We start from the raw sequence: 26,132 nt of genomic DNA, 5'->3' as shown, positions 1-26,132 counted from the left end.
GGCGACGTATCAGTCGAAGAGGGCCGGGAGCGTGCGCTCCCAAGGCTCCCGAAGCTCCTCCAGCGTGAACTCCGTGATGCCCTGGAGTTCGAGCGAACCCGATTCCGGGTCCACCACGCCGGTCTTGCGCCACGGCAGGCCGCGCGCGGTCAGCATCTCGGTGAAGCGCAGTTCCTCGGTCCGCGGCACGGCGACCAGCACCCGGCCCGCGGACTCGGAGAACAGCTGCACGAACGGGTCCTGCTCCGAGTCGAGGAAGACGCGGGCACCGCACTGTCCGATGAGGACGGTCTCGACGAGCGTCTGGATCAGGCCACCGTCCGAAATGTCGTGCGCGGCGGAGATCATGCCGTCACGGGAACCGGCGATGAGGACGTCGGCGAGCAGCTTCTCGCGCGCCAGGTCCACGCGCGGCGGGCGGCCGCCGAGGTGGCCGTGCAGTTCGCGCGCCCAGGCGGAGCCGTCCAGCTCGTCGTGGGTCTCGCCCAGCAGCAGCAGGGTTTCCCCGGCCTCGGCGCCGATCCCGGTGGGGATGCGGCGGGTGACGTCGTCGATCACGCCGAGCACGCCGACCACCGGCGTCGGCAGGATGGCGACGTCACCGGTCTGGTTGAAGAAGCTGACGTTGCCGCCGATGACCGGGATGCCGAGTTCGACGCAGCCGTCGGCCAGACCGTGCACGGCCTGCTCGAACTGCCACATCACACCCGGGTCGGTCGGCGCGCCGAAGTTCAGGCAGTCCGAGACCGCGACCGGCTTCGCGCCACTGGTGGCGACGTTGCGGTACGCCTCGGCCAGCGCGAGCTTCGCGCCCTCGTACGGGTCGAGGTAGACGAACTTGCTGTTGCAGTCCGTCGAAACGGCCACACCGCGACCGGTCGACTCGTCGATGCGGATGACACCCGAGTCCGACGGCTGCGCGGACACGGTGTTGCCACGCACGTAGCGGTCGTACTGGGAGGTCACCCATTCCTTCGACGCCTGGTTCGGCGACGAGATGAGCTTGAGGATGTCGGCGCGCAGTTCGTCCGAAGTGGACGGACGCGGCAGCTTGGCCGAGGTGTCGGCCTGCAGGGCGTCCTGCGTGGACGGTCGCTGGATCGGGCGGTCGTACACCGGGCCCTGGTGCGCCACGGTGTGCGCCGGGACGTCGACGACGATCTCGTCGTTCCAGGTGATGACCAGGTGCTCGCCGTCGGTGACCTCGCCGATGTCGGTGGCGATGACGTCCCACTTCTCGCAGACCTTCATGAACGCCTCGACGTTCTCCGGCGAGACGACCGCGCACATCCGCTCCTGCGATTCGCTGGAGAGCACCTCCGCCGGGGTCATCCCGGTGGCGCGCAACGGAACCCGGTCGAGGTAGATGTGCATACCGCCGTCACCGGCGGCCGCGAGCTCCGACGTCGCGCAGGAGAGCCCGGCGCCGCCGAGGTCCTGGATGCCGACGACGAGCTTCTGGGCGAACAGTTCGAGACAGCACTCGATGAGCACCTTCTCAGTGAAGGGGTCGCCGACCTGGACGCTGGGCAGCTTCTTGCGGCCGCCCGAGCTTTCGTCACCCGAGAAGGTGTCGCTGGCGAGGACGGACACGCCGCCGATGCCGTCGAGGCCGGTGCGCGCGCCGAACAGGATGATCTTGTTGCCCTTGCCCGAGGCGAAGGCCAGGTGCAGGTCCTCGACGCGCATCGCGCCGACGCACAGGGCGTTGACCAGCGGGTTCCCCGAGTAGCTCTGGTCGAACACCAGCTCGCCGCCGATGTTCGGCAGGCCGAGGCAGTTGCCGTAGCCGCCGACGCCGGCGACCACTCCGGGCAGCACGCGGCGGGTGTCGGGGGCGTCCGCCGGGCCGAAGCGCAGCGCGTCCGCCACCGCGAGCGGGCGCGCGCCCATCGCCATGATGTCGCGCACGATGCCGCCGACGCCGGTCGCGGCGCCCTGGTACGGCTCGACGTAGGACGGGTGGTTGTGGCTCTCGACCTTGAAGGTGACCGCCCAGCCCTCGCCGATGTCGACGACGCCCGCGTTCTCGCCGATACCGGCGAGCATCTTTTCCTTCATCTCGGGAGTGGCCGTCTCACCGAAGTAGCGCAGGTGCTTCTTCGAGGACTTGTACGAGCAGTGCTCGCTCCACATCACCGAGTACATCGCCAGTTCGGCGTCGGTCGGACGGCGGCCGAGGATCTCCCGGATCCGGGCGTACTCGTCGTCGGCGAGGCCGAGTTCGACGTACGGCTGGGTCTGCTCGGGGGTCGCCTCGGCGTGTTGAGTGGTGTCAACGGTGCTGGTCACGGTGTCCGCATCAGGGTTCGCCACGGCCGCCAGAATAAGGGAGAGGGTTGTTCACCTCTCGGTCGCCCACGGATAAATCGGTCGCGCCCGCGGCGGTGATCCGCTTACCGTCGATAATCGTGCTTTCCGCCACATATCCCCTTCCGCGACTGCGACTGCCCGCCAAGCCGACCGCCTGGCGGTACCTGCTCAGGATGATGCTCGCGCGCCCGGGACTGCTCGCCGTCTCGGCGATCAGCGGTGCGCTGTGGTCGTTGCCGATCGCCCTGCTGCCGGTCGCGATCGGCCGGGGTATCGACGCGATCGGCCGCGGCGACGGCGATTCCGTCTGGCTGTGGGGCCTCGCGGCCGCCGGGCTCGGGATCGCGCAGACGCTCGCGGGCACTGTGCAGCACTTCGCGTCTTACGGCTGCTGGATCCACGGCGCCGGGGTGACGCAGCGGCTCGCCACCGAACACGCGGCGAAGCTGGGCGCGAACCTGCGGGACACGACCACCACGGGTGACGTGGTCGCGATCACCACCAGCGACATCAACCCGATCGGTGACTCCTTCGAGGTGCTCGGGCGGGCGTTCGGTTCGCTGATCGCGTTCGTCGTGTGCGCGACGGCGCTGCTGACGACGTCTCCGCTGCTCGGCATGGTCGCGCTGATCGGTGTCCCGCTGGCGGTGGTGGGCATCGGGCCGCTGTTGAAGCCGCTCGAGAAGCGCCAGACGAAGCAGCGCGAGGAGAAGACCGCGGTCAACGCGCTGGCCGCGGATATCGTCTCCGGCCTGCGGATCCTTCGCGGGGTCGGCGGCGAGAAGCAGTTCCTCGACCGCTTCCGCCGATCCAGCCAGAAGGTCCGCGCGGCCGGCGTCCAGGTCGGGCGCAGCGAGGCGTGGCTCGCGGCGGCGGAGGTCGCGCTGCCGGGTCTGGTCACGGTGGTCATCACCTGGCTGGGCGCGCAGCTGGCGATCAACGGCACCATCGGCGTCGGCGAGCTGATCACGTTCTACGGCGTCTCGGTGTTCCTGGTGATCCCGGTGACGACGGCGACCGAGTTCGCCGGCGTGCTGAGCGCCGCACTGGTTTCGGCGCGGAAGGTGTGCAAACTGCTGTCCACCGAACGCACGCTCGCCGAGCCGGAGCGTCCGGTGCCGCTGCCGGAAGGCCCGCTGGACCTGTACGACGAGACGTCCGGGATCAAGGTCGAGGCCGGGAAGCTGACCGTCATCGACGTCGGGGCCGATGCCGAAGCGGTGGCGTCGCGGATGGCGCGGTTCACCGATCCGGGTGAACCTGCTCTCGTCGGCGGGGTTCCGGTGGACCGGGTCGCGCTCGACGAGCTGCGGCGGCGGGTCGTGTTCGCGCACAACCAGGACATCTGGTTCTCCGGTGTGCTGCGCGAGCAGGTCAGCCCCGCCGACCCTGGCGACGTCGAGATCACCGAAGCGCTGTACGCGGCGGACGCCGAGGACATCGTGGACGCGCTGCCCAACGGCGTCGACGAGGTGATCGGCGAACGCGGACGTGAGGTTTCCGGCGGTCAGCGGCAGCGGCTGAATCTGGCCCGCGCGCTGGCGACCGACGCCGACGTCCTGCTGCTCGACGAGCCGACCTCGGCCGTCGACGCGCATACCGAAGCCCGCATAACCGAACGCGTCGCGAAGCTGCGGCGCGGCAAGACCACCGTCGTGTTCAGTCAAAGTCCATTGTGGACACATGTGGCCGACGAGGTCGTGAGTACGAAAGTACCGGCATGAAGAAGCTGCCGCTGGCAGACAAGAAAGACGTTCGACGATGGATCAGGGAGACCGCGCGCGCCAACAAGCGCGAGTTCTCCGTGATGCTCGGCCTGTTCTGCGTCGCGACCGCGATCGGGCTGGCCGGGCCACAACTGCTGGGCGCGCTGGTGGACGAGGTCGTCGGCGGCACGACGACCGCCACGATCACCTGGCTGGCGATCGCGTTCGTGGTCGTGCTGGGCGCGCAAGCGTGGTTCAAGGGTTTGGCGCGGCTTCGCGCGCGGGTGTTCGGCGAGCGGATCCTGGCGAAGAACCGCGAGGAGTTCGTCGGGAACGCGCTGGACCTGCCGCTCGGGACGGTCGAGGCCGCGGGCACCGGTGACCTGCTCAGCCGGGCGACCACCGACGTCAGCCGCATCGACCACGCGGTGCGCTTCGGCGCGCCGGAGATCCTGATCGCCGCGGTCACGGTGGTGTTCACCGTGGTGGCGATGGTGATCACGTCCCCGTTCCTGGCGCTGGGCCTGCTGGTCGCGCTGCCGCTGCTGGTACCGGTGAACATCTGGTACCAGCGGCGGATCCCGGACGTGATGCGGCGGATGCTGGACAAGTGGTCCGAGCTGCAGTCCACCACGCACGAGACCGCGGAGGGCGCGCGGACGGCCGAGGCGCTGAACCTGACCGGCCGCCGGATCCGGACCGGGCACGACGGTCTCGACGCGGCGATGCTGGGCGAGCGCAAGGTCCGGGCACTGCAGATGCGGTGGATCCCGTCGCTGGAGATCAGTTACGTGCTGCCGGTGCCGGTGATGCTCGGGCTGGGTCTGTTGGCCTACTCGAACGGCTGGGAAGGGCTCGGCACGATCACCGCGATGCTGCTGTATTCGCAGGTCATGACGGGTCCGCTGAACGAGGCGCTGTTCTGGCTGGCGGATATGCAGGTCGCGGGGGTCTCGCTGCGGCGGCTGCTGGGCGTCCGGCCTGCTGAGCCTTCAGATGAGGCTTCGGAGGCTCCGCGCGGCCAGGACATCGAGGTGCGCGACGTGCGCTTCGGCTACAACGCGGACCGCGAGGTGCTGCACGGGATCGACCTGCGGGTGCCCGCCGGCGAGCGGCTGGCGATCGTCGGGCCGTCGGGTGCCGGAAAGTCGACGCTGGGACGGCTGCTGGCCGGGATGTCGGCGCCGACCTCGGGCTCGGTGCGGATCGGCGGCGCCGAGGTGTCGACGCTGCCGGACGACGTCCTGCGCGGCGAGGTGCTGCTGCTGACGCAGGAGCAGCACGTGTTCGCGGGGACGCTGCGGGACAACCTCACGCTCCCGGCCGGGGACTGGACCGACGAACGGCTGCTGGCCGCGCTGGCCTCGGCCGGGGCTTCGGAATGGGTGGCGAGCCTGCCGGACGGGCTGGACACGAAGGTCGGGGCCGGGGCGGTCGCCGTTCCGGCGGCGATCGCGCAGCAGCTGGCGCTGGCGCGGGTCGTGCTGGCCGACCCGCACACGCTGGTGCTGGACGAGGCGACGTCGCTGCTGGACACGGGTTCGGCGCGGGAGCTGGAGCGGTCGCTGAGCGCGGTGCTCGAAGGGCGCACGGTGATCGCGATCGCGCACCGGCTGCACACGGCGGCCGCGGCCGACCGGGTCGCGGTGATCGAGGGCGGCCGGGTGACCGAGCTGGGCTCGCACGCGGAGCTGCTGGCGGCCGGTGGGCCCTACGCGGCTCTGGTCGCCGCCGCCTCCTGACGCATTTCGTCCTCTAAATGCGAACGCATTTAGAGGACGAAATGCGAAGGGGTGTCAGGCGGAGACGAGGGCGTCGACCGCGCTGTAGAACATGCCGAGCCCGTCGTCGGAAGGGCCGGTGAGGGCGTCGATGGCGTGCTCCGGGTGCGGCATGAGCCCCACGACGCGGCCGTTCTCGCTGCGGATCCCGGCGATGTCGTTACGCGAGCCGTTCGGGTTGCCGCCGACGTAGCGGAACACCACGCGGCCCTCCCCCTCCAGCTCGTCGAGGGTGGCCTGCTCGGCGACGTAGCAGCCGTCGATGTTCTTCATCGGGATGAGGATCTCGGCACCCTTGTCGTACCGGGTGGTCCACGCGGTCTCGTTGTGCTCGACGCGCAGCCACTGGTCACGGCAGATGAAGTGCAGGCCCGCGTTGCGGATCATCGCGCCCGGCAGCAGCCCGGCCTCGCACAGGATCTGGAAGCCGTTGCAGATGCCCAGCACCGGCATGCCCTTGTGGGCCGCCTCGATCACCGACGACATCACCGGCGCGAACCGGGCGATGACGCCGGCGCGCAGGTAGTCGCCGTAGGAGAAGCCGCCGGGGACGACGACGGCGTCGACGCCCTTGAGGTCTTCGTCCGCGTGCCACAGCGGCACGGCCTCGGCGTCGGCGTAGCGGACCGCGCGGGCCGCGTCACCGTCGTCGAGCGTGCCGGGGAAGGTGATGACCCCGATGCGGGCGCTCACGCGTCCACCCGCTTGATGGTCCACTGCTCGATGACGGGGTTCGCGAGGAAACCTTCGGCGATCTTTTCGAGCGTCGCGTCGTCGACGGAGTCGTCGACCTCGATCTCGAAGTGCTTGCCCTGACGGATCCCGGTGATCCCGGTGAAGCCGAGACGACCGGCCGCGCCGAGCGCGGCTTGGCCCTGCGGGTCGAGGATTTCGGGCTTGGGCATGACGTCGACGACGACTCGGGCCACGGCAGGCTGCTCCTTATTCACGCAGGTCGTGGGTACCGCCCGAGCCTACTTCACTACGGTTGCCGCATGACCTACGGGCAACCGCAGTACGCGCCGAAGAAGTCGAAGACCGGGCTCTGGATCACGCTGGCGCTGGTCTTCGTCCTGATCGCGGGTGGTGTCGCGTTCACCGGCTTCGTGACGCCGGGGTTCTTCAAGACCAAGCCCGACATCACCTCGCGTGCGACGCCGGAGCAGCTGGGCCAGTCGTTCGTGAACGGTGTCGGCGAGGGTCGCGTCAGCCAGCTCTGGTGCCCGATCCGCTCGAAGCGGTCGTACACCTTCGAGCAGATGATGGCGGTCTCCGAAGGCGCACAGCTGAGCACGCCCGCGCACCAGCGTGCGCCACAGGAGTACTCGGCCGCGTTCACCCTCGGGGGTCAGACCATCGGGATCGCGATGATCCCCGGCGAGGGCGGCTGGTGCGTGCGCGACGCCAAGACCGGCGGCGAGCCCGAGCCGCTGCCGAGCCTCGACACGAAGCCCTCGCCCCGACCGGACGTCAAGACCGGGGAAGAGGCGGGGAACAAGTTCGTCGACGCGATCAACGCGCGCGACATCCCGGCGGCGTTGTCCGTGCTGTGCGAGAAGGTGGCGGACACGACGCGCGAAGGCGTGCAGCAGATCATCCACGGCGAAGCGAGGTACACCGTCGACAACGCCGACGTGCTGACCACCGCGAAGCAGACGATCCTGCACCTCACGGGCGAGGTCGACGGCGTCCGGAACCCGGGCCGCATCGAGACCGAGGACGACGCCGAGGGCGGCCCCTGCGTGACCTCTTTTTCACCCGACTCCGACTGAGCTCGCACCGATCCTTCGTCTGGGGGATGCTCGGAGCGCGGCGCTGGGCCAAGATGAGCCCATTGGCGGGGCGTCAACACCGGGCGAGCAGCAGGAGGCACCGTGGCCGATCAGGACTCCTTCGACTACGTGATCGTCGGCGCGGGCAGCGCGGGATGCGTACTGGCGAACCGGCTGAGCGAGGATCCGTCGGCACGGGTGCTCCTGCTCGAAGCGGGCGGCGAGGACGACGCCGACGAGATCCACATCCCCGCCGCGTTCCCCGGTCTGTTCAAGACCAAATGGGACTGGAACTACGAGACGGTCGAGCAGAAGCACACCGGCCAGTCGCTGTACTGGCCGCGCGGGAAGACGCTCGGCGGCTGCTCGTCGATCAACGCGATGATCTACATCCGCGGCAACCGCGCGGACTACGACGGCTGGCGTGACGGGCACGGCGCCGAGGGCTGGGGCTTCGACGACGTCCTGCCGTACTTCAAACGGGCGGAGGGGAACCAGCGGCTCGGCGGGCCGCTGCACGGCACCGACGGGCCGCTGCACGTCGAGGACCGCCGCTTCACCCACGAACTGTCCCTCGCCTGGGTCGATTCCGCCGTCGCCTGGGGCCTCAAGCGCACCGACGACTTCAACGGCGAATCGCAGGAAGGCGCCGGCGTCTACCAGGTGACCTGCAAGAAGGGCCGCCGCTGGTCGACGGCCGACGCGTACCTGCGGCCGGCGTTGTCGCGCCCGAACCTCACCGTGCGGACCAACGCGCAAGCCACCCGCGTCGTCTTCGAAGGCACCCGCGCCGTCGGAGTGTCCTATTTGGACCAAGGCGCCGAGACGACCGTGCGCGCGTCGACCGAGGTCCTGCTGAGCGGTGGCGCGGTGAACTCGCCGCAACTGCTGATGCTCTCCGGCGTCGGCCCGGCGGAACACCTGCGGGAGCACGGGATCGACGTCGTGGCCGCGCTTCCGGGCGTCGGCGACAACCTGCACGATCACCCGGCCTGCGGGATCATCTGGTCGACGCGCGGCACCACCGACCTGGTGGACGCGGCGACGCCCGCCGGCCTGGTGCGCTACCAGCTCACCAAACGCGGCCCGCTGGCTTCGAACATCGGCGAGGCGGGCGCGTTCTTCCCCGCGGCGGACGGGGTTTCGCCGCCGGACATGCAGATCCACGTCGCGCCGACGTTGTTCTACGACAACGGGATGCGCGAGCCGACGGTGCCGGGCTTCACGTCGGCGGCGACCCTCGTGGACGTCGCGAGCCGGGGACGTCTGCGGTTGAAGTCGGGGAATCCCTTGTGGAAACCCGAAATCGACCCGGCGTACTACGCCGAGTCCGTCGACATGGAGAAGATGCTCGCCGGGATGCGCGCGCTGGTGGAGATCGGGAAGTCCGGTCCGCTGGCGCGGTATCTGGACAAGCCGTTCCTGCCTGAGCGGCACGACCTGACCGACGACGAACTGGCCGACTACGTGCGCGAGAAGACGCAGACGCTGTACCACCCGGTGGGGACCTGCTCGATGGGGACGGGCGAGAACGCCGTCGTCGATCCGTCGCTGAAGGTGCGCGGGGTGGAGGGGCTGCGGGTGGTGGACGCTTCGGTGATGCCCGTGGTGCCGCGCGGGAACACGAACGCGCCGACGATCATGGTGGCGGAGAAGGCCGCGGATCTCATCCGGGGCAAGTAGCGCCAAATGTCATGAAAGGGCCGTTCCTGACGTTTTTCGTCAGGAACGGCCCTTTCATGACATCCGAGGGAGAAGCGTCAGCGTTTCCCGTGCAGCACCGTGATCAGCTTCGCGACCAGAGCGTCGGTCTTTTCCTTGCGGGAGAACGAGGTCAGCACGATCGGCGCGGTGAACCGCTGCCGTGCCACGGCCTTCGGGCGGGCGAACTCGCGCAGGCCTTCCGGGCCGTGGATCCGGCCGAAGCCCGAATCACCGACGCCACCGAAGGGCAGCGAAGCGATACCGGCGAACGAAAGCGGCGCGTTGATCGACGTCATGCCGGTGCGCAGCCGTCCGGCCAGTTCGAGGCCACGCGACTTCGAGAACACCGTCGAGCCGAGGCCGTACTTCGTGTCGTTGGCCTTCTCGACGGCCTCGTCCATGTCGCGGACCTTGGCGATGGTGACGGTCGGGCCGAACGTCTCCTCCTGCACGGCCGCGGAGTCCTCGGGCACGTCGACGAGCACCGTCGGCTGCACGTAGCGGTCGCCGACCGCGTCGACACCGCCGACCAGCGCCTTGCCGCCGCGTTCGATGGCGTCCGCGATGTGGCGCTTGATCACCGAGAGCTGCGAAGGCATCGTCACCGGGCCGTACTGCGCGGCCGCGTCCGAGCCGGCCCGCACGTCCTTCGACTTCTCGACGACCTTCGCGACGAACTCGTCGTGCACACGCTCGTGGACGTACACACGCTCGACGCCGATGCAGGTCTGGCCCGAGTTGGAGAACGCGCCCCAGACGGTCGCGTCCGCGGCGGCCTCGAGGTCGGCGTCCGCGTCGACCAGGACCGCGTCCTTGCCGCCTGCCTCGATGATCACCGGGGTCAGTGTCTCGGCGGCCGCGGCCATGATCTTCTTGCCCGTGCCGGTCGAACCGGTGAAGGCGATCTTGTCGACGCCGCCTGTGACGAGCGAAGCGCCCGTCTCGCCGAAGCCGGTGATCAGCTGCAGCACCGGCCCCTCCGGGACGACCTCGTTGAACGCGTCGACCAGCCATTTCCCGACGCCCGGCGTGTACTCGCTCGGCTTGAAGACGACGGTGTTGCCGGCGGCGAGCGCGTAGGCGATGGAGCCGAGCGGGGTGAACACGGGGTAGTTCCACGGGCCGATCACGCCCACGACGCCGAGCGGTTGGTACTCCACCGTCGCAGCCTGGTTCGACATCATCAGCCCGGCCGCGCGGCGCTGCTTGCCGAGGATCTTGCGCGCGTGCTTGCCCGCCCACGCGATGTGCTCGATGGCGAGGACACTCTCCAGCTGCGCGTCGGCGATCGGCTTCCCGGTCTCGTCGCGCACGACCTGGCACAGCTGCGGCAGCCTCCGGGTGATGACGCCCTTCCAGCGGCGCAGGCGTTCGGCGCGGCCGTCGTAGCCGAGCCCGGCCCACCATTCGGCGGCGTCCCTCGCGCGGGCGATCGCGGCGCGGACGTCCTCCTTGCCGTGTACCGGGTAGGTGCCGACGACCTCGTCGGTCGCCGGGCTGAGGGAATCGAAGGTCTCCCCCACGCTGTGCGCGGTCGGCTTCGGCTGGACTGCGGTCATCGACTTCTCCCGTGTCTCGGCTCAAAGCCCAGGCTACGACGTTACTGACGGCGTGCCAATAGCTCGCCTGGGGCGTGCCACCAGCATCGCACAGGAGACGAGCGCCGCAAGGACACCGAGAAGAGGGCACAGCCAGACCGGCAGCACGCCGATCGCCAGCGAGCCCAGCCCGAAGCCGGACGCCTGCACCGTGAAGGCCAGCGAGAACCCCTCCGACCGGCGGCGTTCCGGCAGCAGCTTCTGCAGGTTGACCGACGAGACGGCCATCAGCGGACCGGTGCAGAGCCCGATCAGCGCGACCCCGCCGAGCAGCCCGGCCCAGCCGAAGCCCGCCGAAACGACGATTCCGCCGAGCACGAAACCGGCGAGGAACAGCCGCGGATCACCGACCTTCCCGCGCGCCGCGTACAGCGCGCTCCCGGTGATGCTCGCGGCGCACAGCACGACGATGACGATCGCCGTCGCCGAGTCAGGGGCGCCGAGACGCTGGACGAGCGGCAGCAACCCGACCTCGATGGTCGACAGCAGGAGCCCGACGGTGAACAACCCAGCCAGCCAGGGCACACAGGCGGCGACCGGGATCGACTGCCGTTCGACCGTCCTTTGTGGATCTCGCTGGACCGTCCGTCGTGGCACGAGCAGCGCCGCGAGCAGGGCGACCACGGCCATCGCGAGGACCGGGACGGCCGGTCCGGACGTCGCCAGGAGCGCCACGAGCAGCGGCCCGCCGACGATGACGCCTTCGAGGATCATCGCGTCCACCGAAACCGCCCTCGGCAGTTCCTCTTCGGTCACCGTCCCGGCGAGCAGGGTCCGGAAACCGCCGTTCAGCCCGCCCGCGACCAGGCCCGGCGGGATCGCCAGCGCGAGCAGCGCCCAGTCCGGGGCTCCGGCGGAAGCGACCGCGGCCAGCAGGAACAGCCCGGCGGCGACCAGGGGCAGCAGGACGACGAGACCGCGGGCGGGGCCGACGCGGTCGAGCAGCCGCCCGGTCGGCACGGCGCCGACCATCTCGGCGGCGACGAAAACGGCCATCATGACCCCGCCGAGCCGGTACGAACCGGTCGTCGCGGTGGTCAGCACGGTGAAGGCCAGCGGCGCCATCGTGGCGGGCAGCCGGTTCAGCTGCACCCCCGCCGACCAGCGCCAATAACCGGGATTACGCAACAACGTCATGCCGGGGAACCTTGCCGAACACGGTCTGGCGAGAACCATTGATTAGGACATAGCCTAATCCGATGATCGAGCTGGTCCTGACCGCCGAGAGCGCCAACCGCGTCCGCTTCGGCATCTCCCCGCTCGACGAGACCATGGGCGCGATGCAGACCCTGCTCGGACGGCGAGGGCATCCGAGCCACCTGCCGTGGCTGCGCGAGGCGGCCGCGAAACTGCCGGACCTGCCCATCGACGGCTTCACCAAGGTGATGAGCGCGCGGCACTACATCACCGACTTCCTCAGCCCGCCGCCGAGCGGGCCGGAGACCACCGCGTCCGCCCAGCTCGCCGAGATCCGCCGCACGCCACCGGACCAGGTCGCCCATGAACTGTCCAAAGTAGACGCCGACCTGAGCGGTCTCCCCGAAGACCCGGCCGTGGCAAGGGATCTGCTGGCGAGCCAGATGAAGATCGCCTGGACCGAACTGGTCGAACCACACTGGCCCCGGATGCGCCGGTTCCTCGTCGCCGACATCGAGGAACGCTCGCGGCGGCTGGCCGCGGGCGGAATCGCGCTGGTGCTGGAGGACATCCACCCGCGGGTGCGGCTGGTCGACGACGTCCTGGTGATCGAGATGAAGGAACGCGGCCGCGTCCGCCTCGACCGCCGCGGGCTCCTGCTGATCCCCGGCGTCTTCGCGTGGCCTTCGGTCGGGGTGATCACGATGGAGCCGTGGCAGCCTTCGCTGCTGTATCCGGCCCGCGGCGTGGCCGAACTCTGGTCGGACCCCGAACGGCCGCCCGGCGCGCTCGCGGGAGTCCTCGGCCGGACGAAGGCCGCCCTGCTCACGACGCTCAACGAACCCGCGAGCACCACCGAACTGGCCCGGCGGCTGGGCTTCTCGGCGCCGACGGTCTCGCAGCATCTGACCGCGATGCACGCCGCGGGCCTGCTCGACACCCGGCGACGCGGCCGCGAAGTCCGTTACCGGCGCACCGAACTTGGCGACGCCCTGATCCGGGCATAGGCTGGAATCGACCTACCACGAAGGAGAACACCGATGCGTATTGTCCACTTTGGACACGCTTGCACGCTTCTGGAGACCGAGGGCGCGCGGATCCTGATCGACCCCGGCACCTTCTCGACGGGTTTCGAAGGCGAGCGCGAACTGGACGCCATCCTGATCACCCACCAGCATTTCGATCACCTCGACCTGGACAGGCTGCCCGCGCTGCTGGAGGCCAACCCCGGCGTGAAGCTGGTCGTCGACCCGGGTTCCGCCGAAGCGGTGGGGAAGATCGGCACCGAGTTCCAGATCGCGAACCCCGGCGACGCCTTCGAGATCGGTTCCAGCGGCATCAGCGTCGTCGGTGGTGAACACGCGGTGATCCACGAGGAGATCCCGGTGATCCCGAACGTCGGCTACCTCGTCGACCACGGCGCCTTCTATCACCCGGGCGACTCGTTCTTCGTGCCGGAACAGAAGATCGACGTCCTCGGCCTGCCCACCGGCGCCCCGTGGCTGAAGGCCGGCGAGGCGGTCGACTACCTGCGTGCGGTGTCGCCGCGCCTCGCCGTCCCGATCCACGAAGCGGTCCTCGCACGGCCGCAGATGCACTACGGCCTGTTCGCGAATCTCGCTCCTGAAGGCACCGAGGTGAAGGTGCTCGACGTCGGGGAGCCGGTGAAGCTCTAGCGGTAAGCCAGTTTCCGCACCAAGATCTCCGCCGGTCCTCGATACGCCCGCCGGTGCATCACGTACGCGACGACGACCGTCAGCAGCCACACGCCGAGCCCGCACGCGGCCGCGACGAACGTGCTGCCGCTCAGCCCCAGCATGAACGGCGGCGCCAGGATCAGCCACGCCACCGACTGGAACAGGTAGGCGCTCAGCGTGCGCTGGCCGAGCGCCGAGATCGCGGTGACCACGACGCCGCGGCGTTTCCCGCCGACCGCCATGCCGATCAGCCCGAACAGGCTGATGTAACCGATCGCGCCGAACAGGCCCGCGCCCTCGTACATCAGCTTGACGAGCCCGGCGGTCTCCTCGTCGAAGCCGACGTAGTCACCGGCGAAGAGCCCCATCGGCAGCGCGCCCGCGATCGCGACCCCGAAACCCCCGAACAGACCGAAAAGGAGCAGTTTCCGATTCGGCTCCTCCAGCACACGCTTCTTCGCGGCCCAGGCGCCCACCCAGACGAACAGGATCGACGACAGCAGGACCGCGGTGGTCATCGGCCATTCGACGAGCCGTTCCCGCACGGCGTCGCCGTACGTCGGCGCCAGTGACGACGCGTCCTCGATGGACGGAACCGGCGCGTTCCCGGAGTTCCCGGTGAGCACCAGGTACATCAGCACGGCGAGATAACAGACGCCGAAACCCAGGTACAGCACCGGAATCCGATAGAAACCCTTGCCGCGCCGCAAAAGCAGCAGGGCGAACACCATGCCGACCACGCCGTACGCGCCGAGCACGTCGCCGGAGAAGAACAGCACCCCGTCGACGGCGCCGAAGACGAGCAGCCACGCGTGACGGCGGAGCAGGATGCCACGTGTGCGCGGCCACGGCTGCCCCAGCGTCTCCTGGCGATCGGCGAACTGCACCATCCCGTAGCCGAGCATCATGCCGAACAGCGGCAGCGCGCACGCGTGGACGAGCACGAACAGCACCACGAAGTACGGCCGTTCCAGCCCTTCCGGCGTCTGATCCACGCCCGGCGTGTTGCCGAGGAAGATGCTCGCGGTATGCGCCAGCGCGACCAGCAGGAGCGCGAAACCCCTGGCCAGATCCGGTGCGAGCACACGCTCGCCCGTCGGTGTCGATGTCATGGTTCCCCCTTTAGTATCCAACGTACACTAATTAATGTCCGGCGGATACTAAAGGTGGAGGAGGGGTTTTGTCAGCTCGTTTCGACGAGAGCGGCGATGCCGTCGAGGACGACGCCGAGGCCGAAGTCGAAGTCGGAGTTCTGTTCGGAGCCGCCGAGGCCCGAGCTCAGGAAGCCCACGGCGTCGGGGAAACGCTCAGGGTCGATCAGCTCGGCAAGGCCTTTGCCGTAGGCCTGCTCAGCCTGCGCCTGGGTCAGCCCGCTGTCCTTCCGGCCCTCGGCGAGCTGGAGGGCCTGCGCGCAGGCGAGGCGGACATAGCCGCCGATCAGGACCAGGATCCCGCCCTTGGTCCGCCAGTCGAGACCGGTTTCGCGCAGCGTGCGCAGGAACGCGTCCATCCAGGCGACCGCGTGCGGACCGGCGGGCGGGCCGGAAAGCGGCAGCTCGACCAGCCACGGGTGGCTCATCAGCACGTCGCGGTTGGCCTCGGCCAACGTGGTCAGCTCGGCCCGCCAGTCCCCGGTGGGCTCGACCTTCGGCGGATCGCCGATGGCGACGTCGGCCATCAGCTCCAGCAGCTCCGCCTTCGAACCGATGTGGCGGTACAACGACATCTTCGTGACGCCCAGCTCTTTCGCCACGTTCGCCAGCGTCACGTTCGCGACGCCTTCGCGGTCGGCGAGGTCCACCGCCGCCGCCACGACACCGTCGATGTCGAGCACGGACGGCCTGCCGCGCGTCGGGCGTTCCGACCGGCGCCAGAGCCGCATCAGCGTCGCCGGTGCGCCTGCCTCGTCGGTCATCCCGACAATTTAACCCGCGTTCGCGAGAGCGAGCCGTACGTGGTTCCGAAAGCGCGGTTCTCCAGCGAGACGTCGACGGCGTCGAGGAACGCCTGCCGCAGTCCCGGCCGGGCGAGGTCCGCGGCGTCGATGCCGAGCCGCACCAGCCCGCCGCGGCGCGCGGCCCTGGCGGCGGCCAGCACCAGCGCGAAACACCGGACGGTCTCCGTGCGGTGCGACGGTCCGCCGAACTCCTGCACCCTGGCGCGCTGGACGTCGCCGGACACCAGATCCCGCACCGAAGCCAGATCCGCGCACAACGTGAACCCGTGCTCGCGCAGGGCCTGCAGGGTGCCTTCCGACGCGATCCAGCGCGGCGGCGCGAAGCCGTCGACGGCCATGCCGTTGGCGTCGAGCGCCGCCTTCGCCGCGATCAGGCGCAGCCTCGCCTCGTGCGCGGGCAGAGCCGCGAACTCGGCTCGTTTGCCCAGGTAGACGGCACGATGAGTGGGCGGGATCTGGTGGTCGTACCCGTGCAGGAGGACCGAGTCGCCGCGGGTGCGGCGCGTCCGGACCCACTCGGTCACGGGGCCCTCGCCGGTGCGAGCGGCGTAGAGCACGGACAACGGGACCCTGCGCCGGTCGAGTTCGGCCGCGAGATCGGCGCAGCGGTGCAACGTCCGGGTGGTCACGCCGGACAGGGAAACCAGCAAACGTGCGTCCACCCCACCAGTGAGCCAGCCTCGGCTTGCGCCGGACTGACGACGGAGTGAACGCCGCAGGTCAGGCGGGCCAATCCTGCAGCGACCGGCCGGTGATGCGTTCGTACGACTCGATGTACCTCGCGCGCGTTGCGGCGACGATGTCCTCGGGCAAGGGTGGCGACCCGGGTCTGTCCCGGCGGTGCCAGCCGGACGCCGGACTGGTGAGCCAGTCCCGCAGCGGCTGCTTGTCGAACGACGGCTGCGGGCTGTCCGGCGCGTAGCCGCCCGCCGGCCAGTAGCGCGAGGAATCCGGGGTCAGGACCTCGTCGGCGAGCACGAGGTTCCCTTCCCTGTCGACGCCGAATTCGAGTTTCGTGTCCGCGAGGAGGATGCCGCGTTCGGCGGCGTACTCCGCGCCGCGGCGGTACACCGCCAGCGTCGCCTCGCGGACCTCCTCGGCCCGCTCGCGGCCGAGCTGCCCGACGACGTCGGAGAAGGCGATGTTCTCGTCGTGCGAGCCGCGGTCGGCCTTGGTCGCGGGGGTGAAGATCGGCTCGGGCAGGCGGGACGATTCGGTCAGACCGGGCGGAAGTTCGACACCGCAAACCGTGCCGTGCGCGCGATAATCGGCGAGACCGGTACCGGTGAGATACCCGCGGGCGACGGCTTCGAGCGGCAGCATCGCCAGCCGCCGCACCAGCAGCGCGCGGCCGCGGACCTCGGCGGGGATGCGTTCGTCTTCGTAGGAGACCAGGTGGTTGGGGAGGACATCGGAGAGCAGGGAGAACCAGAACACGCTCATCGCGGTGAGCACCCGACCCTTGTCCGGGATGGGCGTGTCGAAGACGACGTCGTAGGCGGAGATCCGGTCGGAAGTGACGAGCAGCAGATGCTCGTCATCGACGGCGTAGAGCTCACGGACCTTGCCGGCGGCGATCTTCGGGTATTCGAGCGTCGTCACGGCTGCACCCTAGCGATCAAGGATGATGGCTGATCATGCCGATCCACTGCGTTTCGTTCACGACCGACTACGGACTGAGCGACGGTTTCGTGGCCGCGTGCCACGGCGTGATCGCGCGGATCGCGCCGTCCGTACGGGTGATCGACGTGAGCCACGAGATCCCTCCGCAGCAGGTCAGGACCGGCGCCGAGGTGCTCGCCCAGACCGCGCCGTATCTGCCGGAGTCCGTCCATCTCGCCGTCGTGGACCCCGGCGTCGGCACCGCCCGGCGCGGTGTCGTGGTGGTCACCGAGCGCGGAATGCTCGTCGGCCCGGACAACGGACTTCTCATTCCCGCCGCCGAAACACTCACCGGGGTGATAGCGGCGTACGAACTCGCGGCGCCGGGATACCGCCTTCCGGTGACGTCGTCGACGTTCCACGGGCGTGACGTGTTCGCCTCCGCCGCGGCGCATCTCGCGCTCGGCGTCCCGCCAGAGGAGTTCGGGCCGCGCGTCGACGACCTCGTGCGGCTGCCCGACCCGTTCGTCGCGGTGTTCCCCGGCAAGCTGGTGGCCGAGGTGCTCACGGTCGACCACTTCGGCAACGTCCAGCTGGCCGCGAGCCCCGCCGACCTCGAACTGGCCGGGCTGGCGGGCACGGTCTCGGTCAGCAGCGAACACGTGCTGGTGAAAGCGCTGGTCGGCGACACCTTCGGCACGGTGCCGCCGGGCCGGAACGTGCTCTACACCGATTCCGCGGGACGGCTCGCGGTCGCCGTGAACGGCGGCTCCGCCTCGGCGGTGCTCGGGCTCGGACCTGCCCAGGAGTGCACGATCACCTCGTCGCCGACGGACACCTGACCGGGCCCGGTCACCGCCATCTTGATCCCGAACGAGACGCCGCCCTCGGGTTCGCGGCGGTAGTCGGCGAGCGACCGGATCGGCTCGGGACCGGCCTTCTTCCCGGTCTCCTGGTCGACCATCGGCACCGTGCAGCGGATGCAGACCTTGGCGTAGCCCAGTTCGAGGCCACCGGCGGTGAGCGAACGGACGTCGTCCTCGCGATGCGGCTCGGGCCAGCCCGCGACGACGATGTTGGGCCGGAAGCGGTCCATCGGCACGGCTTCGGCGCCGCGCGACGCGATGCGCTCGTTCAGACCGTCCAAAGAGGACTCGGAGGTCAGCAGGATCGCGTGCGCGTCGGCGAAGGCCGCGGTGCCGGGGATCTCGCCGTTGGTGACGCGTTCGTGCTCCGGCGCGAGCCCGACGAGCACCGACGGCAGGCCGAGGACGTCGGAGAACCACTCAGCGGCCTCCGCGCCCTGGTGGACGCCCTTGCCCTGCCAGGTGAACGTCGCGGCGGGCTGCCTCGGCCCGTCCGCGACCGTCTCGACCAGCAGCTCCTCGACGCCGGGAGCGGCGAGACGCAGGCGGGCGCCGTCGTCGAGCACCTCGGCCCGGATCGAGGCCATCACCGGATGCTTGCGCTGACTGCGGAACTCGCCCTCCGGGGAGACCACCATCCAGGCACGGTCGAACCTCAGCCCCGCGGGGGTGACGTCGGCCGTCGCGACCGACGTGCCCGCGCAGCCTTTGACCGGGTAATAGACCAGCTTCGCCACTCTCGCCATAGCCGCAGGTTAACGACTAAGGCGTCGTGAGTGGCGATTCGGGTTAGAACCCGAATCGCCACTCACGACCAACCGGACCCACGCCTCACCGCCGGCGCGCTACAGCACTTGCGACAGGAACCTCTGCAGCCGCTCGCTCCGCGGAGCGTCGAAGATCGCCTCCGGAGCGCCCTGTTCGACGATCTTCCCGTCGTCCATGAACGCGACCTCGTCGGCGACGCCGCGCGCGAAACCCATCTCGTGGGTGACCACGAGCAGCGTCAGCCCGCGCTCGGCCAGGCCCGCCATCAGCGTGAGGACGCCCTTGACCAGCTCCGGGTCCAGCGCGCTGGTCGCCTCGTCGAACAGCATGACCTCGGGCTCCATGGCGAGCGCCCGCGCGATCGCGACCCGCTGCTGCTGCCCGCCCGAGAGCGCGCTCGGCCGGTACGGCGCCTTGTCGGCGAGCCCGACCTCGGCGAGGCGGGCGTGCGCGATCTCCGCCGCCTCCTCCTTGCCGAGTTTGCGCACACTGCGCAGCGGCAGGGTGATGTTGTCCAGCACGCTGCGGTGCCCGAACAGGTTGAAGTGCTGGAACACCATCCCGACGCGCTGCCGCAGCGCGTCCGGATCGGACGAGATGACGCTCTCGCCACCCAGCAGCAGGTCACCCGAGTCGGGCTCCTGGAGCCGGTTCACACAGCGCAGCAGCGTCGACTTGCCGGACCCCGACGGCCCGATGATGCAGGTCGTGCGGCCCTTCTCGACCTTGAGGTTCACGCCCTTCAGCACTTCGAGGGTGCCGAAGGAGACGTGGATGTCGCGGAGTTCCACGCTGGAAGAACGGACGGCGGCGGTCATGACATCGGCACCTTTCCGGCGTTCAGGAGTTCCGTTTCGCCGCCCTCGTCGTCGACCCGGATCTTCTTGCCGGTGCGCAGCTTCTTGTCGATGTAGTTGACCAGATGCGTCAACGGCACGGTGATCACCAGGTAGACGGCACCGGCGGCGACCAGCGGCGACAGGTTCCCGGTGTTCGCCGCGAGGTCCTGCCCGATGCGGAACAGGTCGCGCTGCTCGGCGAGGAAGCCGAGGAAGTACACCAGGCTGGAGTCCTTGACCAGCGCGATGAACTGGTTCACCAGCGCGGGCAGCACGCGCCGCACACCCTGCGGGATGACGACGAGCGTCATCGCCTTGGTGTAGCTCATGCCCAGCGCGCGACTGGCCTCCATCTGTCCTTTTTCGACACTCTGGATACCGGCGCGGAAGATCTCGCCGATGTAGGCGGCCGCGATCAGGCTCAGCGCCAGAATGCCCAGCGGGTAAGGGTTCCGCGACAGCGACGGGATGAGGATCCCGCCGCCCTGCCCGATCACCAGGATGGTCAGGATCGCGGGCAGGCCGCGGAAGATGTCGGTGTACACCCGGGCGGGCCAGCGCAGCCACGCCTTGCTGGACAGGCCCATCGTGGCCAGCAGCATGCCGAGCACGGTGCCGATCAGTGCCGAGAACACCGACAGGATCAGCGTGTTCAGCAGGCCGGTCCCGAGGAGGTCGGGGAAGACCTCCCAGATGTACTCCCAGTTCAGGAAGGTGTTGAGGAAATCGTCCACTTACTTCTGCCCGGCCTTGAACTCCGCGGGCACCGGCGCGTTCGGTTCGAACCGCTGGTGCACCCTTTCCCAGGTCCCGTCGGCGATGACCGCCTTGAGCCCGGCGTTGATCTTGCCCGCCAATTCGGTGTTGCCCTTCTTGACCGCGAAACCGTGCGGGATCGTCGTGGTGATCGCCTTGACCACCTTGAGTTTCGCGTCCGGGTTCTTCGCCGCGTAGTCCTCGGCGGTCGCCTGGTCGAAGATCGCGCCGTCGATCGCACCCGATTTCAGCGCGGCGAGCGCGGCGGCGTCCTGCGGGAACTTCACCGCCTGCGCGGTGGGCGCGTTGGCCGTCAGCCAGCTGTCCGAAACCGTGCCCTGGACGACGCCGATCCGCTTGCCCGCCAAAGAGTTCTCGTCGGTGATCGCGACGCCCTCGCGGGTCTCGATACCGAGCGACTGGTAGTTGTACGGCGCCGAGAAGTCGACGGTCTTGCGGCGTTCGTCGGTCTGCGAGATCCCCGAGCTGCCGATGTCGAACTTGCCGGTGGCGACCTGGCCGAGCAGCGCCGAGAACTCCGTGGAGACGAACTCGAGTTTCAGGTTCTGGTGCGCGGCGATGGCCTTCAGCAGCTCGTTGTCGAACCCGGTGAACACGCCGTTTTCCTGATAGGCGTTGGGTTTCGAGTCGCTGAGGGTGCCGACGCGGAGGGTTTTCCCGCCGGCGTCCTCACCGCCGCCGCACGCCGCCAGCACCGCCAGAAGGGCAGCGCTGACGACGGCGGCGAGTGACTTCTTCATCGTGATCCTCACGCCTTGAACTGGGCCGGGACCGGGGCCGTCGGCAGGAACTTCTCGTGCAGCTTGACCCAGGTGCCGTCGGCGATGACCTGCTTGAGGCCCTCGTTGATCTTGGTGAGCAGCTCGCTGTTGCCCTTCTTCACCGCGAAGCCGTGGGGCACGTCGGTGGTGAAGGACTTGACGACCTTGAGCTTCGCGTCGGTGCTCTCCTTGACGTTCGTCTCGGCGATCGCCTGGTCGAGGATGTAGGCGTCGACGGCGCCGCTCTTGAGCGCGGCCAGCGCCGGGGCGTACCCCGGGAAGCGCACGGCCTGCGCGTCGGGCACCGTCGAGGTGAGCCACTTGTCGCCGACGGTCGCCTGGATGACCGCGACCCGCTTGCCGGACAGGCCCTTCTCATCGGTGATCGGCGAGCCGTCCTTGGTCTGGATGCTCATGACCTCGAAGTTGTACGGACTGGAGAAGTCGACGTTCTTCTTGCGCTCGTCGGTCTGCGCGATGGCCGAGCTGCCGATGTCGAACTGGTTGTTCGCGACCTGGCCGAGCAGCGAGGAGAAGTCGGTCGATGCGAACTCGAGCTTCAGGTTCTGCTTGGCGGCGATGGCCTTCAGCAGTTCGTTGTCGAAGCCGGTGTAGTTGCCGTTCTCGACGTAGATGTTCGGCGGCGCGTCGCTCAGCGTCCCGACGCGCAGGGTCTTCTCGGTGGCGGATTCGCCACCACCGCAGGCGGCGAGCACGGCGACGAGGCCCGCGGCCAGCGTGGCGAGGAACGTTTTCTTCATGATTTTCAGACCCCCGGGTTCTGCACGGGCAGGCCGGGGCCGCCCTGTTCGAGTTCCTTGGGCAGCGGCTCGGTTTTGAAGAACTGAGCGTGCAGGCGGGCGACGGTGCCGTCCGCCACGGCCTTCGCGAGGCCGTCGTTGATCTTCTTCAGCAGTTCCTTGTTGTCCTTGCGGACGGCGAACGCGGACGGCGTGTCCTTGGTCTCGACGGTGTAGCCGAACTCCAGCTGCAGGTCCGGGTTCTGGTCGATGTACTTCTGCCCGATGTCCTTCGGCACGACCCAGCCGTCGAGGCTGCCGCCCTTCAGCTGCGCGAAACCGGCGTTGTAGTCGGGGAAGCGGACGACGTTGGCGCCGGGCACCTTGCCGCTGGCGAAATCGTCCTGCACCGACGCCTGCACGACGCCGAGCCGCTTGCCGTTGAAGGCGCCGACGTCCTTGAGACCCGCGCCCTTCTTGGTGATGATCGAGGTGAACCCGGTGCTGTAGCCGTTGCTGAACGCGACGGTCTTCTTGCGGGCCTCGGTGGTGGAGATCGTGGAGCTGCCGATGTCGAACTTGTTGGTGGCGACGGCGGCGAGCAGTCCGGCGAACTCGGTGCCGACGAACTCGACCTCGAAGCCCTCGCGCTTCGCGATGTCGCGCAGCAGTTCGTTGTCGTAGCCGGTGAAGGTGCCGTTCTCCAGGTAGATGGACGGCGGCGCGTCGGTCAGGGTGCCGACCCGCAGCTTCTGGGCGCTCGCACCCGCGTCACCGGAGCCGCAGGCGGCGAGGGCGAGGGTGGCCGCTCCGGCCGTGACGACGGCGACGATTTTCGACAGCGTGGATCTCATCGCTTCTTCCGTGGGTTCGGCGCGCAAGGCGCGATACAAGCACGCCAGGCCGCCTCATGGGCGGCCTGGCGCTCCGGGTTCAGCGATCGAGATTAGGCATTTCGCCCGATCGAGTAACTTCGTCTCACTCTGTGAACGCCCCGTGGTGGGGCTGCTCACAGGTCAGAGGATCGGGGCCGGCGAGTAGTTCGCCGCCTCCGGGAAACGCTCCAGGATGGCCTCGACGCGGGACGCGATCGCGGCCACCTGACGGGGCGCGACACCGGTGAACGAGATGCGGTCGGCGAGGAGTTTGTCCAGCTCACCGCGGTCGAGCGGGATGCGCTCGTCGGCGGCGAGCCGGTCGAGGAGGTCGTTCTCGGCCAGCCCCTGCTCCCGCATCGCGAGCGCGACGCCGACGGCGTTCTCCTTGATCGCCTCGTGAGCGGTTTCACGCCCGACCCCCGCGCGGACCGAGGCCATGAGCACCTTGGTGGTCGCGAGGAACGGCAGATAGCGATCGAGCTCACGTCCGATGACCGCCGGGAAGGCGCCGAACTCGGCCAGCACCGTGAGGAAGGTCTCCAGCAGACCGTCGAGCGCGAAGAACGCGTCGGGCAGCGCGACCCGGCGGACGACGGAGTCGGACACGTCGCCTTCGTTCCACTGGTCGCCGGCGAGCTCGCCGATCATCGACAGGTAACCGCGCAGCACCACGGCGAGCCCGTTGACCCGCTCGCAGGAACGCGTGTTCATCTTGTGCGGCATGGCCGACGAGCCGACCTGGCCGGGTTTGAAGCCCTCGGTGACCAGCTCGTGGCCCGCCATAAGCCGGATCGTCTTCGCCAGGCTCGACGGCGCGGCCGCCAGCTGGACGACGGTGGACAGCACGTCGAAGTCGAGCGAACGCGGGTACACCTGGCCGACGCTGGTGAACACGTTCTCGAAGCCGAGGTGGGCCGCGACCCGCGACTCCAGCTCGTCCAAAGTGGACTCGTCGCCGAGCAGGTCGAGCATGTCCTGCGCGGTGCCGACCGGGCCCTTGATCCCGCGCAGCGGGTAGCGGCCGATGAGGTTTTCGAGCCGGTCGAAGGCGACCAGCAGTTCGTCGGCGGCGGTGGCGAACCGCTTGCCCAGGGTCGTCGCCTGCGCGGCGACGTTGTGCGAACGACCGGCCATCACCGTGTCGGCGTGCTCGACCGCGATCGCGGTGAGCCGGGCCAGCACGGCGCCGACGCGGCTGCGCACCAGCTCCAGCGACCGCAGCACCTGCAGCTGCTCGACGTTCTCGGTGAGGTCCCGCGACGTCATGCCCTTGTGGACGTGCTCGTGCCCGGCGAGCGCGTTGAACTCCTCGATGCGGGCCTTCACGTCGTGCCGGGTGACGCGCTCACGTGCGGCGATCGAGTCGAGGTCGACCTGCTCCAGGACGCGTTCGTAGTCGGCGACGACACCGTCCGGCACCTCGACGCCGAGGTCGGCCTGCGCGCGGAGCACGGCGAGCCAGAGCTCGCGCTCCAGCACGACCTTGCGTTCCGGGGACCAGAGTTCGACCAGCTCAGGCGAGGCGTAGCGGCCGGCGAGCACGTTGGGGATGCGGGGCTTGTCCGTCACGCGGCCAGACTAACCCGCCCCGCGTTTCGTCCTCTGAATGCCGTGGTTCGCGACGCCAACTACCGCATTCAGAGGACGAAATGCGGGAGGTCAGGCGAGGGCCGCCTGGAGCATGCGCGCGGCGGCGGCCCGGGGCTCCGGGTCGACCTCGATGAGCGCGTTGACCACGGCACCGTCGACCAGGGCGACGAGCCGCTCCAGCTCGGTGGCGTCCACAGGAGTGCCGGAGCGCGCGAAGATCTCGTGGAGCAGCTCGTACAGCTGCGCGGACAGCGTCCGCATCAGGGGCCGAAGGTACGGACGGCGCCCCGTCCCGACGAGGCGTTCGTAGCGCAGAAGGACCGCTTCGGCATCGGCCTCGCGATCCGGGCGGAGCGGGCCGAGGAGCATGTCCAGCACCAGGTCGACGGTGGCCTCGACGCCGCGGTTGCGGGTCGCCAGCTCGTCGAGACGCTGCCGCCCGTCCTCCAGTTCCACCTTCGCGTGATGCTCCACCGCGGCGGTGACCAGCTCTTCCAGCGAGTCGAAGTAGTACGTCGTCGAAGCGAGCGGAAGACCGGCCCGCTCGGCGACCGCACGATGCCGCACGGCGTCGAAACCGCCCTCGGCCAGGAGCGACGAGGCGGCCTCGATCAGCTCGGCACGGCGTCGCTCACCCTTCGGTGTGGTCGCTGCGGCGGTCATGGCGGGCTATTTTGCCAGCTCGGTCAGTAGCGGGCGGCGAGTACGCCGACCAGCCTGTCGACGTCGGACTCGGGAAGAGCGGGCCTGCCCGAACCGTCGCCGAGGCTCACCACGACCACGAGGGACCCCTTGGGGGTGGTCCGCCGCGCCTCGGCGGCGCCGGTGGGCATCACCGGGACGGACGAGCCCGCCGGGTAGACCGCCGCGGAGACCGTGCCGCCCGGCACCTGGAACCCCGCGGACCTGGCTCCCGTCGTACAGATGTCGCCGGGCGTCGACTTGGCGACATCCACGGGGACCGGGAGCTCGCCAGCGAGGGCGGTGGCGAGCTCCCGGTCCACCTGGTCGCACCCGTAGGTGCCTTCGGCCACCAATGGGCCGGTCTTCTCTACTCCGCCGCCCCCCTGCTGAGGCGGCGGGTTCGAGAAGTTCGAGGACTCCCCGTTCTGAGGACGTGCGGACGCCGCCCCGGGTTGCCCCGCGGACGCCGCTTCCTGATCGGATTTGGCCGCGGTCCCCAGTTCGAAGTCGGTTCCGCCGAGCACGCCGAACATGCCCACTCCGGCCAGCACCAAAACCACCGCACTACAGGCCACCGCGATACCGTTTCGGCGTCGAGCGGTGGCGCGTTTCGAGGCACGGACCACGTCGGCGGTGTCGAAGGTCGGCGACGGTGCGTCGCCGGGGGCGTCACGGAACAACGCCTTCAGGTCATTCTCGTCCATCCCGTGCCACCTCCTCCTTCTCCATGACCTGCCTGAGGTTCGCCAGCCCGCGCGCGGTCTGGCTCTTGACGTTCCCTTCGCTGCAGCCCAGCGCCTTCGCCGCCGCACCGACGTCCAGCCCCTCGAAGAACCTGAGCACCAGCACGGCACGCTGCTTCGGGGGCACTTCGCGCAACGCGGCCAGCAGGTCTTCCCTGGTGACGACCTGTTCGCCGAGGTCGAAGCCGTCCTGCGGCGGTTCGGGCAGCTCTTCGGTCT

At 69.3% G+C, this 26,132-nt stretch carries 26 protein-coding genes; 7 read left to right on the top strand and 19 right to left on the bottom strand.

All coding sequences use genetic code 11. The features are described 5' to 3' along the window. Positions 1-9 precede the first annotated feature (9 nt). Positions 10-2,292 carry a phosphoribosylformylglycinamidine synthase subunit PurL gene (gene purL / locus ED92_RS07865; RefSeq protein WP_152610879.1) on the bottom strand — a complete coding sequence of 761 codons (2,283 nt, stop codon included), beginning with the start codon at positions 2,290-2,292 and terminating at the stop codon, positions 10-12. Positions 2,293-2,411: 119 nt separating this feature from the next. Between purL and ED92_RS07860 the strand changes: the two genes are divergently transcribed. Beyond that, on the top strand, positions 2,412-4,037 hold the full coding sequence (locus ED92_RS07860) for an ABC transporter ATP-binding protein (RefSeq protein ID WP_037334701.1): 1,626 nt from the start codon (positions 2,412-2,414) through the stop codon (positions 4,035-4,037). After that, a complete protein-coding gene (locus ED92_RS07855) occupies positions 4,034-5,761 on the top strand; it encodes an ABC transporter ATP-binding protein (RefSeq protein ID WP_037334699.1) in 1,728 nt (575 codons plus the stop codon). Before ED92_RS07860 ends, ED92_RS07855 begins: the two co-directional genes overlap by 4 nt. 54 nt (positions 5,762-5,815) lie before the next feature. Here ED92_RS07855 and purQ read toward each other — a convergent pair whose 3' ends face one another. Then, on the bottom strand, positions 5,816-6,493 hold the full coding sequence (purQ, locus tag ED92_RS07850; protein WP_037334697.1) for a phosphoribosylformylglycinamidine synthase subunit PurQ: 678 nt from the start codon (positions 6,491-6,493) through the stop codon (positions 5,816-5,818). Continuing rightward, positions 6,490-6,729: a phosphoribosylformylglycinamidine synthase subunit PurS gene (gene purS, locus ED92_RS07845; RefSeq protein ID WP_005152565.1), complete on the bottom strand. Its 240-nt coding sequence runs from the start codon at positions 6,727-6,729 to the stop codon at positions 6,490-6,492. The genes purQ and purS overlap by 4 nt, the downstream gene beginning before the upstream one ends. 66 nt (positions 6,730-6,795) lie before the next feature. On the opposite strand from purS, the gene ED92_RS07840 reads away from it, so the two are divergent. Together ED92_RS07840 and ED92_RS07835 are read left to right on the top strand one after the other, a co-directional pair. Then, positions 6,796-7,572, top strand: coding sequence for a hypothetical protein (locus ED92_RS07840; protein ID WP_037334691.1), 777 nt, complete (start codon positions 6,796-6,798; stop codon positions 7,570-7,572). A gap of 102 nt (positions 7,573-7,674) precedes the next feature. Further along, positions 7,675-9,255: a GMC family oxidoreductase gene (locus tag ED92_RS07835; RefSeq protein WP_037334688.1), complete on the top strand. Its 1,581-nt coding sequence runs from the start codon at positions 7,675-7,677 to the stop codon at positions 9,253-9,255. A gap of 77 nt (positions 9,256-9,332) precedes the next feature. On the opposite strand, the gene ED92_RS07830 is transcribed toward ED92_RS07835, so the two are convergent. Together ED92_RS07830 and ED92_RS07825 are read right to left on the bottom strand one after the other, a co-directional pair. Continuing rightward, entirely contained in the window at positions 9,333-10,835 is a 1,503-nt protein-coding gene (locus tag ED92_RS07830; protein WP_037334686.1) for an aldehyde dehydrogenase family protein, read from the bottom strand. A 33-nt stretch (positions 10,836-10,868) separates the two neighbouring features. Beyond that, a complete protein-coding gene (locus tag ED92_RS07825; protein WP_037334684.1) occupies positions 10,869-12,011 on the bottom strand; it encodes an MFS transporter in 1,143 nt (380 codons plus the stop codon). A 62-nt stretch (positions 12,012-12,073) separates the two neighbouring features. Here ED92_RS07825 and ED92_RS07820 point away from each other — a divergent pair, with 62 nt between their 5' ends. Both ED92_RS07820 and ED92_RS07815 read left to right on the top strand, forming a co-directional pair. Further along, complete coding sequence (locus ED92_RS07820; protein ID WP_037334680.1) at positions 12,074-13,018, top strand: DUF5937 family protein; 945 nt, start codon at positions 12,074-12,076, stop codon at positions 13,016-13,018. Positions 13,019-13,051: 33 nt separating this feature from the next. After that, positions 13,052-13,687, top strand: coding sequence for an MBL fold metallo-hydrolase (locus tag ED92_RS07815; protein ID WP_037334677.1), 636 nt, complete (start codon positions 13,052-13,054; stop codon positions 13,685-13,687). Here the strand turns inward: ED92_RS07815 and ED92_RS07810 are convergent. The 4 genes from ED92_RS07810 to ED92_RS07795 all read right to left on the bottom strand — a co-directional run bounded on the left by ED92_RS07810 (position 13,684) and on the right by ED92_RS07795 (position 17,267). Further along, a complete protein-coding gene (locus ED92_RS07810; RefSeq protein WP_037334675.1) occupies positions 13,684-14,820 on the bottom strand; it encodes a DUF418 domain-containing protein in 1,137 nt (378 codons plus the stop codon). The genes ED92_RS07815 and ED92_RS07810 overlap by 4 nt on opposite strands. Positions 14,821-14,891: 71 nt before the next feature. After that, the gene (locus ED92_RS07805; RefSeq protein ID WP_037334673.1) at positions 14,892-15,623 is read right to left on the bottom strand and encodes a TetR/AcrR family transcriptional regulator; all 732 of its coding nucleotides are present in this window, start codon (positions 15,621-15,623) and stop codon (positions 14,892-14,894) included. Next, the gene (locus ED92_RS07800; protein ID WP_228694807.1) at positions 15,620-16,327 is read right to left on the bottom strand and encodes a DUF2334 domain-containing protein; all 708 of its coding nucleotides are present in this window, start codon (positions 16,325-16,327) and stop codon (positions 15,620-15,622) included. Before ED92_RS07800 ends, ED92_RS07805 begins: the two co-directional genes overlap by 4 nt. A 58-nt stretch (positions 16,328-16,385) precedes the next feature. Continuing rightward, a complete protein-coding gene (locus tag ED92_RS07795) occupies positions 16,386-17,267 on the bottom strand; it encodes a phosphoribosylaminoimidazolesuccinocarboxamide synthase (protein ID WP_037334671.1) in 882 nt (293 codons plus the stop codon). A gap of 35 nt (positions 17,268-17,302) precedes the next feature. Here ED92_RS07795 and ED92_RS41805 point away from each other — a divergent pair, with 35 nt between their 5' ends. After that, positions 17,303-18,109: an S-adenosyl-l-methionine hydroxide adenosyltransferase family protein gene (locus tag ED92_RS41805; protein WP_081975718.1), complete on the top strand. Its 807-nt coding sequence runs from the start codon at positions 17,303-17,305 to the stop codon at positions 18,107-18,109. On the opposite strand, the gene ED92_RS07785 is transcribed toward ED92_RS41805, so the two are convergent. The 10 genes from ED92_RS07785 to ED92_RS41620 all read right to left on the bottom strand — a co-directional run. Continuing rightward, the gene (locus tag ED92_RS07785; RefSeq protein WP_200882674.1) at positions 17,992-18,879 is read right to left on the bottom strand and encodes an MOSC domain-containing protein; all 888 of its coding nucleotides are present in this window, start codon (positions 18,877-18,879) and stop codon (positions 17,992-17,994) included. The genes ED92_RS41805 and ED92_RS07785 overlap by 118 nt on opposite strands. A gap of 99 nt (positions 18,880-18,978) precedes the next feature. Continuing rightward, positions 18,979-19,719, bottom strand: coding sequence for an amino acid ABC transporter ATP-binding protein (locus ED92_RS07780; RefSeq protein WP_037334665.1), 741 nt, complete (start codon positions 19,717-19,719; stop codon positions 18,979-18,981). Beyond that, positions 19,716-20,474, bottom strand: coding sequence for an amino acid ABC transporter permease (locus ED92_RS07775; RefSeq protein WP_037334661.1), 759 nt, complete (start codon positions 20,472-20,474; stop codon positions 19,716-19,718). Before ED92_RS07775 ends, ED92_RS07780 begins: the two co-directional genes overlap by 4 nt. Beyond that, positions 20,475-21,257, bottom strand: coding sequence for an ABC transporter substrate-binding protein (locus ED92_RS07770; RefSeq protein ID WP_037334659.1), 783 nt, complete (start codon positions 21,255-21,257; stop codon positions 20,475-20,477). It lies immediately after the preceding gene. 8 nt (positions 21,258-21,265) lie between these two features. Further along, positions 21,266-22,039, bottom strand: coding sequence for an ABC transporter substrate-binding protein (locus tag ED92_RS07765; protein WP_037334657.1), 774 nt, complete (start codon positions 22,037-22,039; stop codon positions 21,266-21,268). A gap of 5 nt (positions 22,040-22,044) precedes the next feature. Beyond that, positions 22,045-22,872 (bottom strand): ABC transporter substrate-binding protein, encoded by an 828-nt coding sequence (locus ED92_RS07760; RefSeq protein WP_081975717.1) that lies wholly within the window; start codon positions 22,870-22,872, stop codon positions 22,045-22,047. Between the two features lie 162 nt (positions 22,873-23,034). Next, positions 23,035-24,465, bottom strand: a complete 1,431-nt coding sequence (gene purB / locus ED92_RS07755; protein WP_037334654.1) for an adenylosuccinate lyase — start codon at positions 24,463-24,465, stop codon at positions 23,035-23,037. A gap of 90 nt (positions 24,466-24,555) precedes the next feature. Beyond that, positions 24,556-25,149, bottom strand: a complete 594-nt coding sequence (locus tag ED92_RS07750) for a TetR/AcrR family transcriptional regulator (RefSeq protein WP_037334651.1) — start codon at positions 25,147-25,149, stop codon at positions 24,556-24,558. A gap of 23 nt (positions 25,150-25,172) precedes the next feature. Next, positions 25,173-25,874: a hypothetical protein gene (locus ED92_RS07745; protein WP_037334649.1), complete on the bottom strand. Its 702-nt coding sequence runs from the start codon at positions 25,872-25,874 to the stop codon at positions 25,173-25,175. Continuing rightward, a partial coding sequence (locus ED92_RS41620; protein WP_037334646.1) for an RNA polymerase sigma factor occupies positions 25,861-26,132 on the bottom strand: 272 nt, incomplete at its 5' end. The genes ED92_RS07745 and ED92_RS41620, both read right to left, overlap by 14 nt.

Origin of the sequence: Amycolatopsis sp. MJM2582, assembly GCF_000754115.1 — a bacterium.
GTDB lineage: Bacteria > Actinomycetota > Actinomycetes > Mycobacteriales > Pseudonocardiaceae > Amycolatopsis > Amycolatopsis japonica.
Note: the sequence above shows the minus strand (reverse complement) of the source record. Positions and strands in the feature narration are given on the sequence as shown.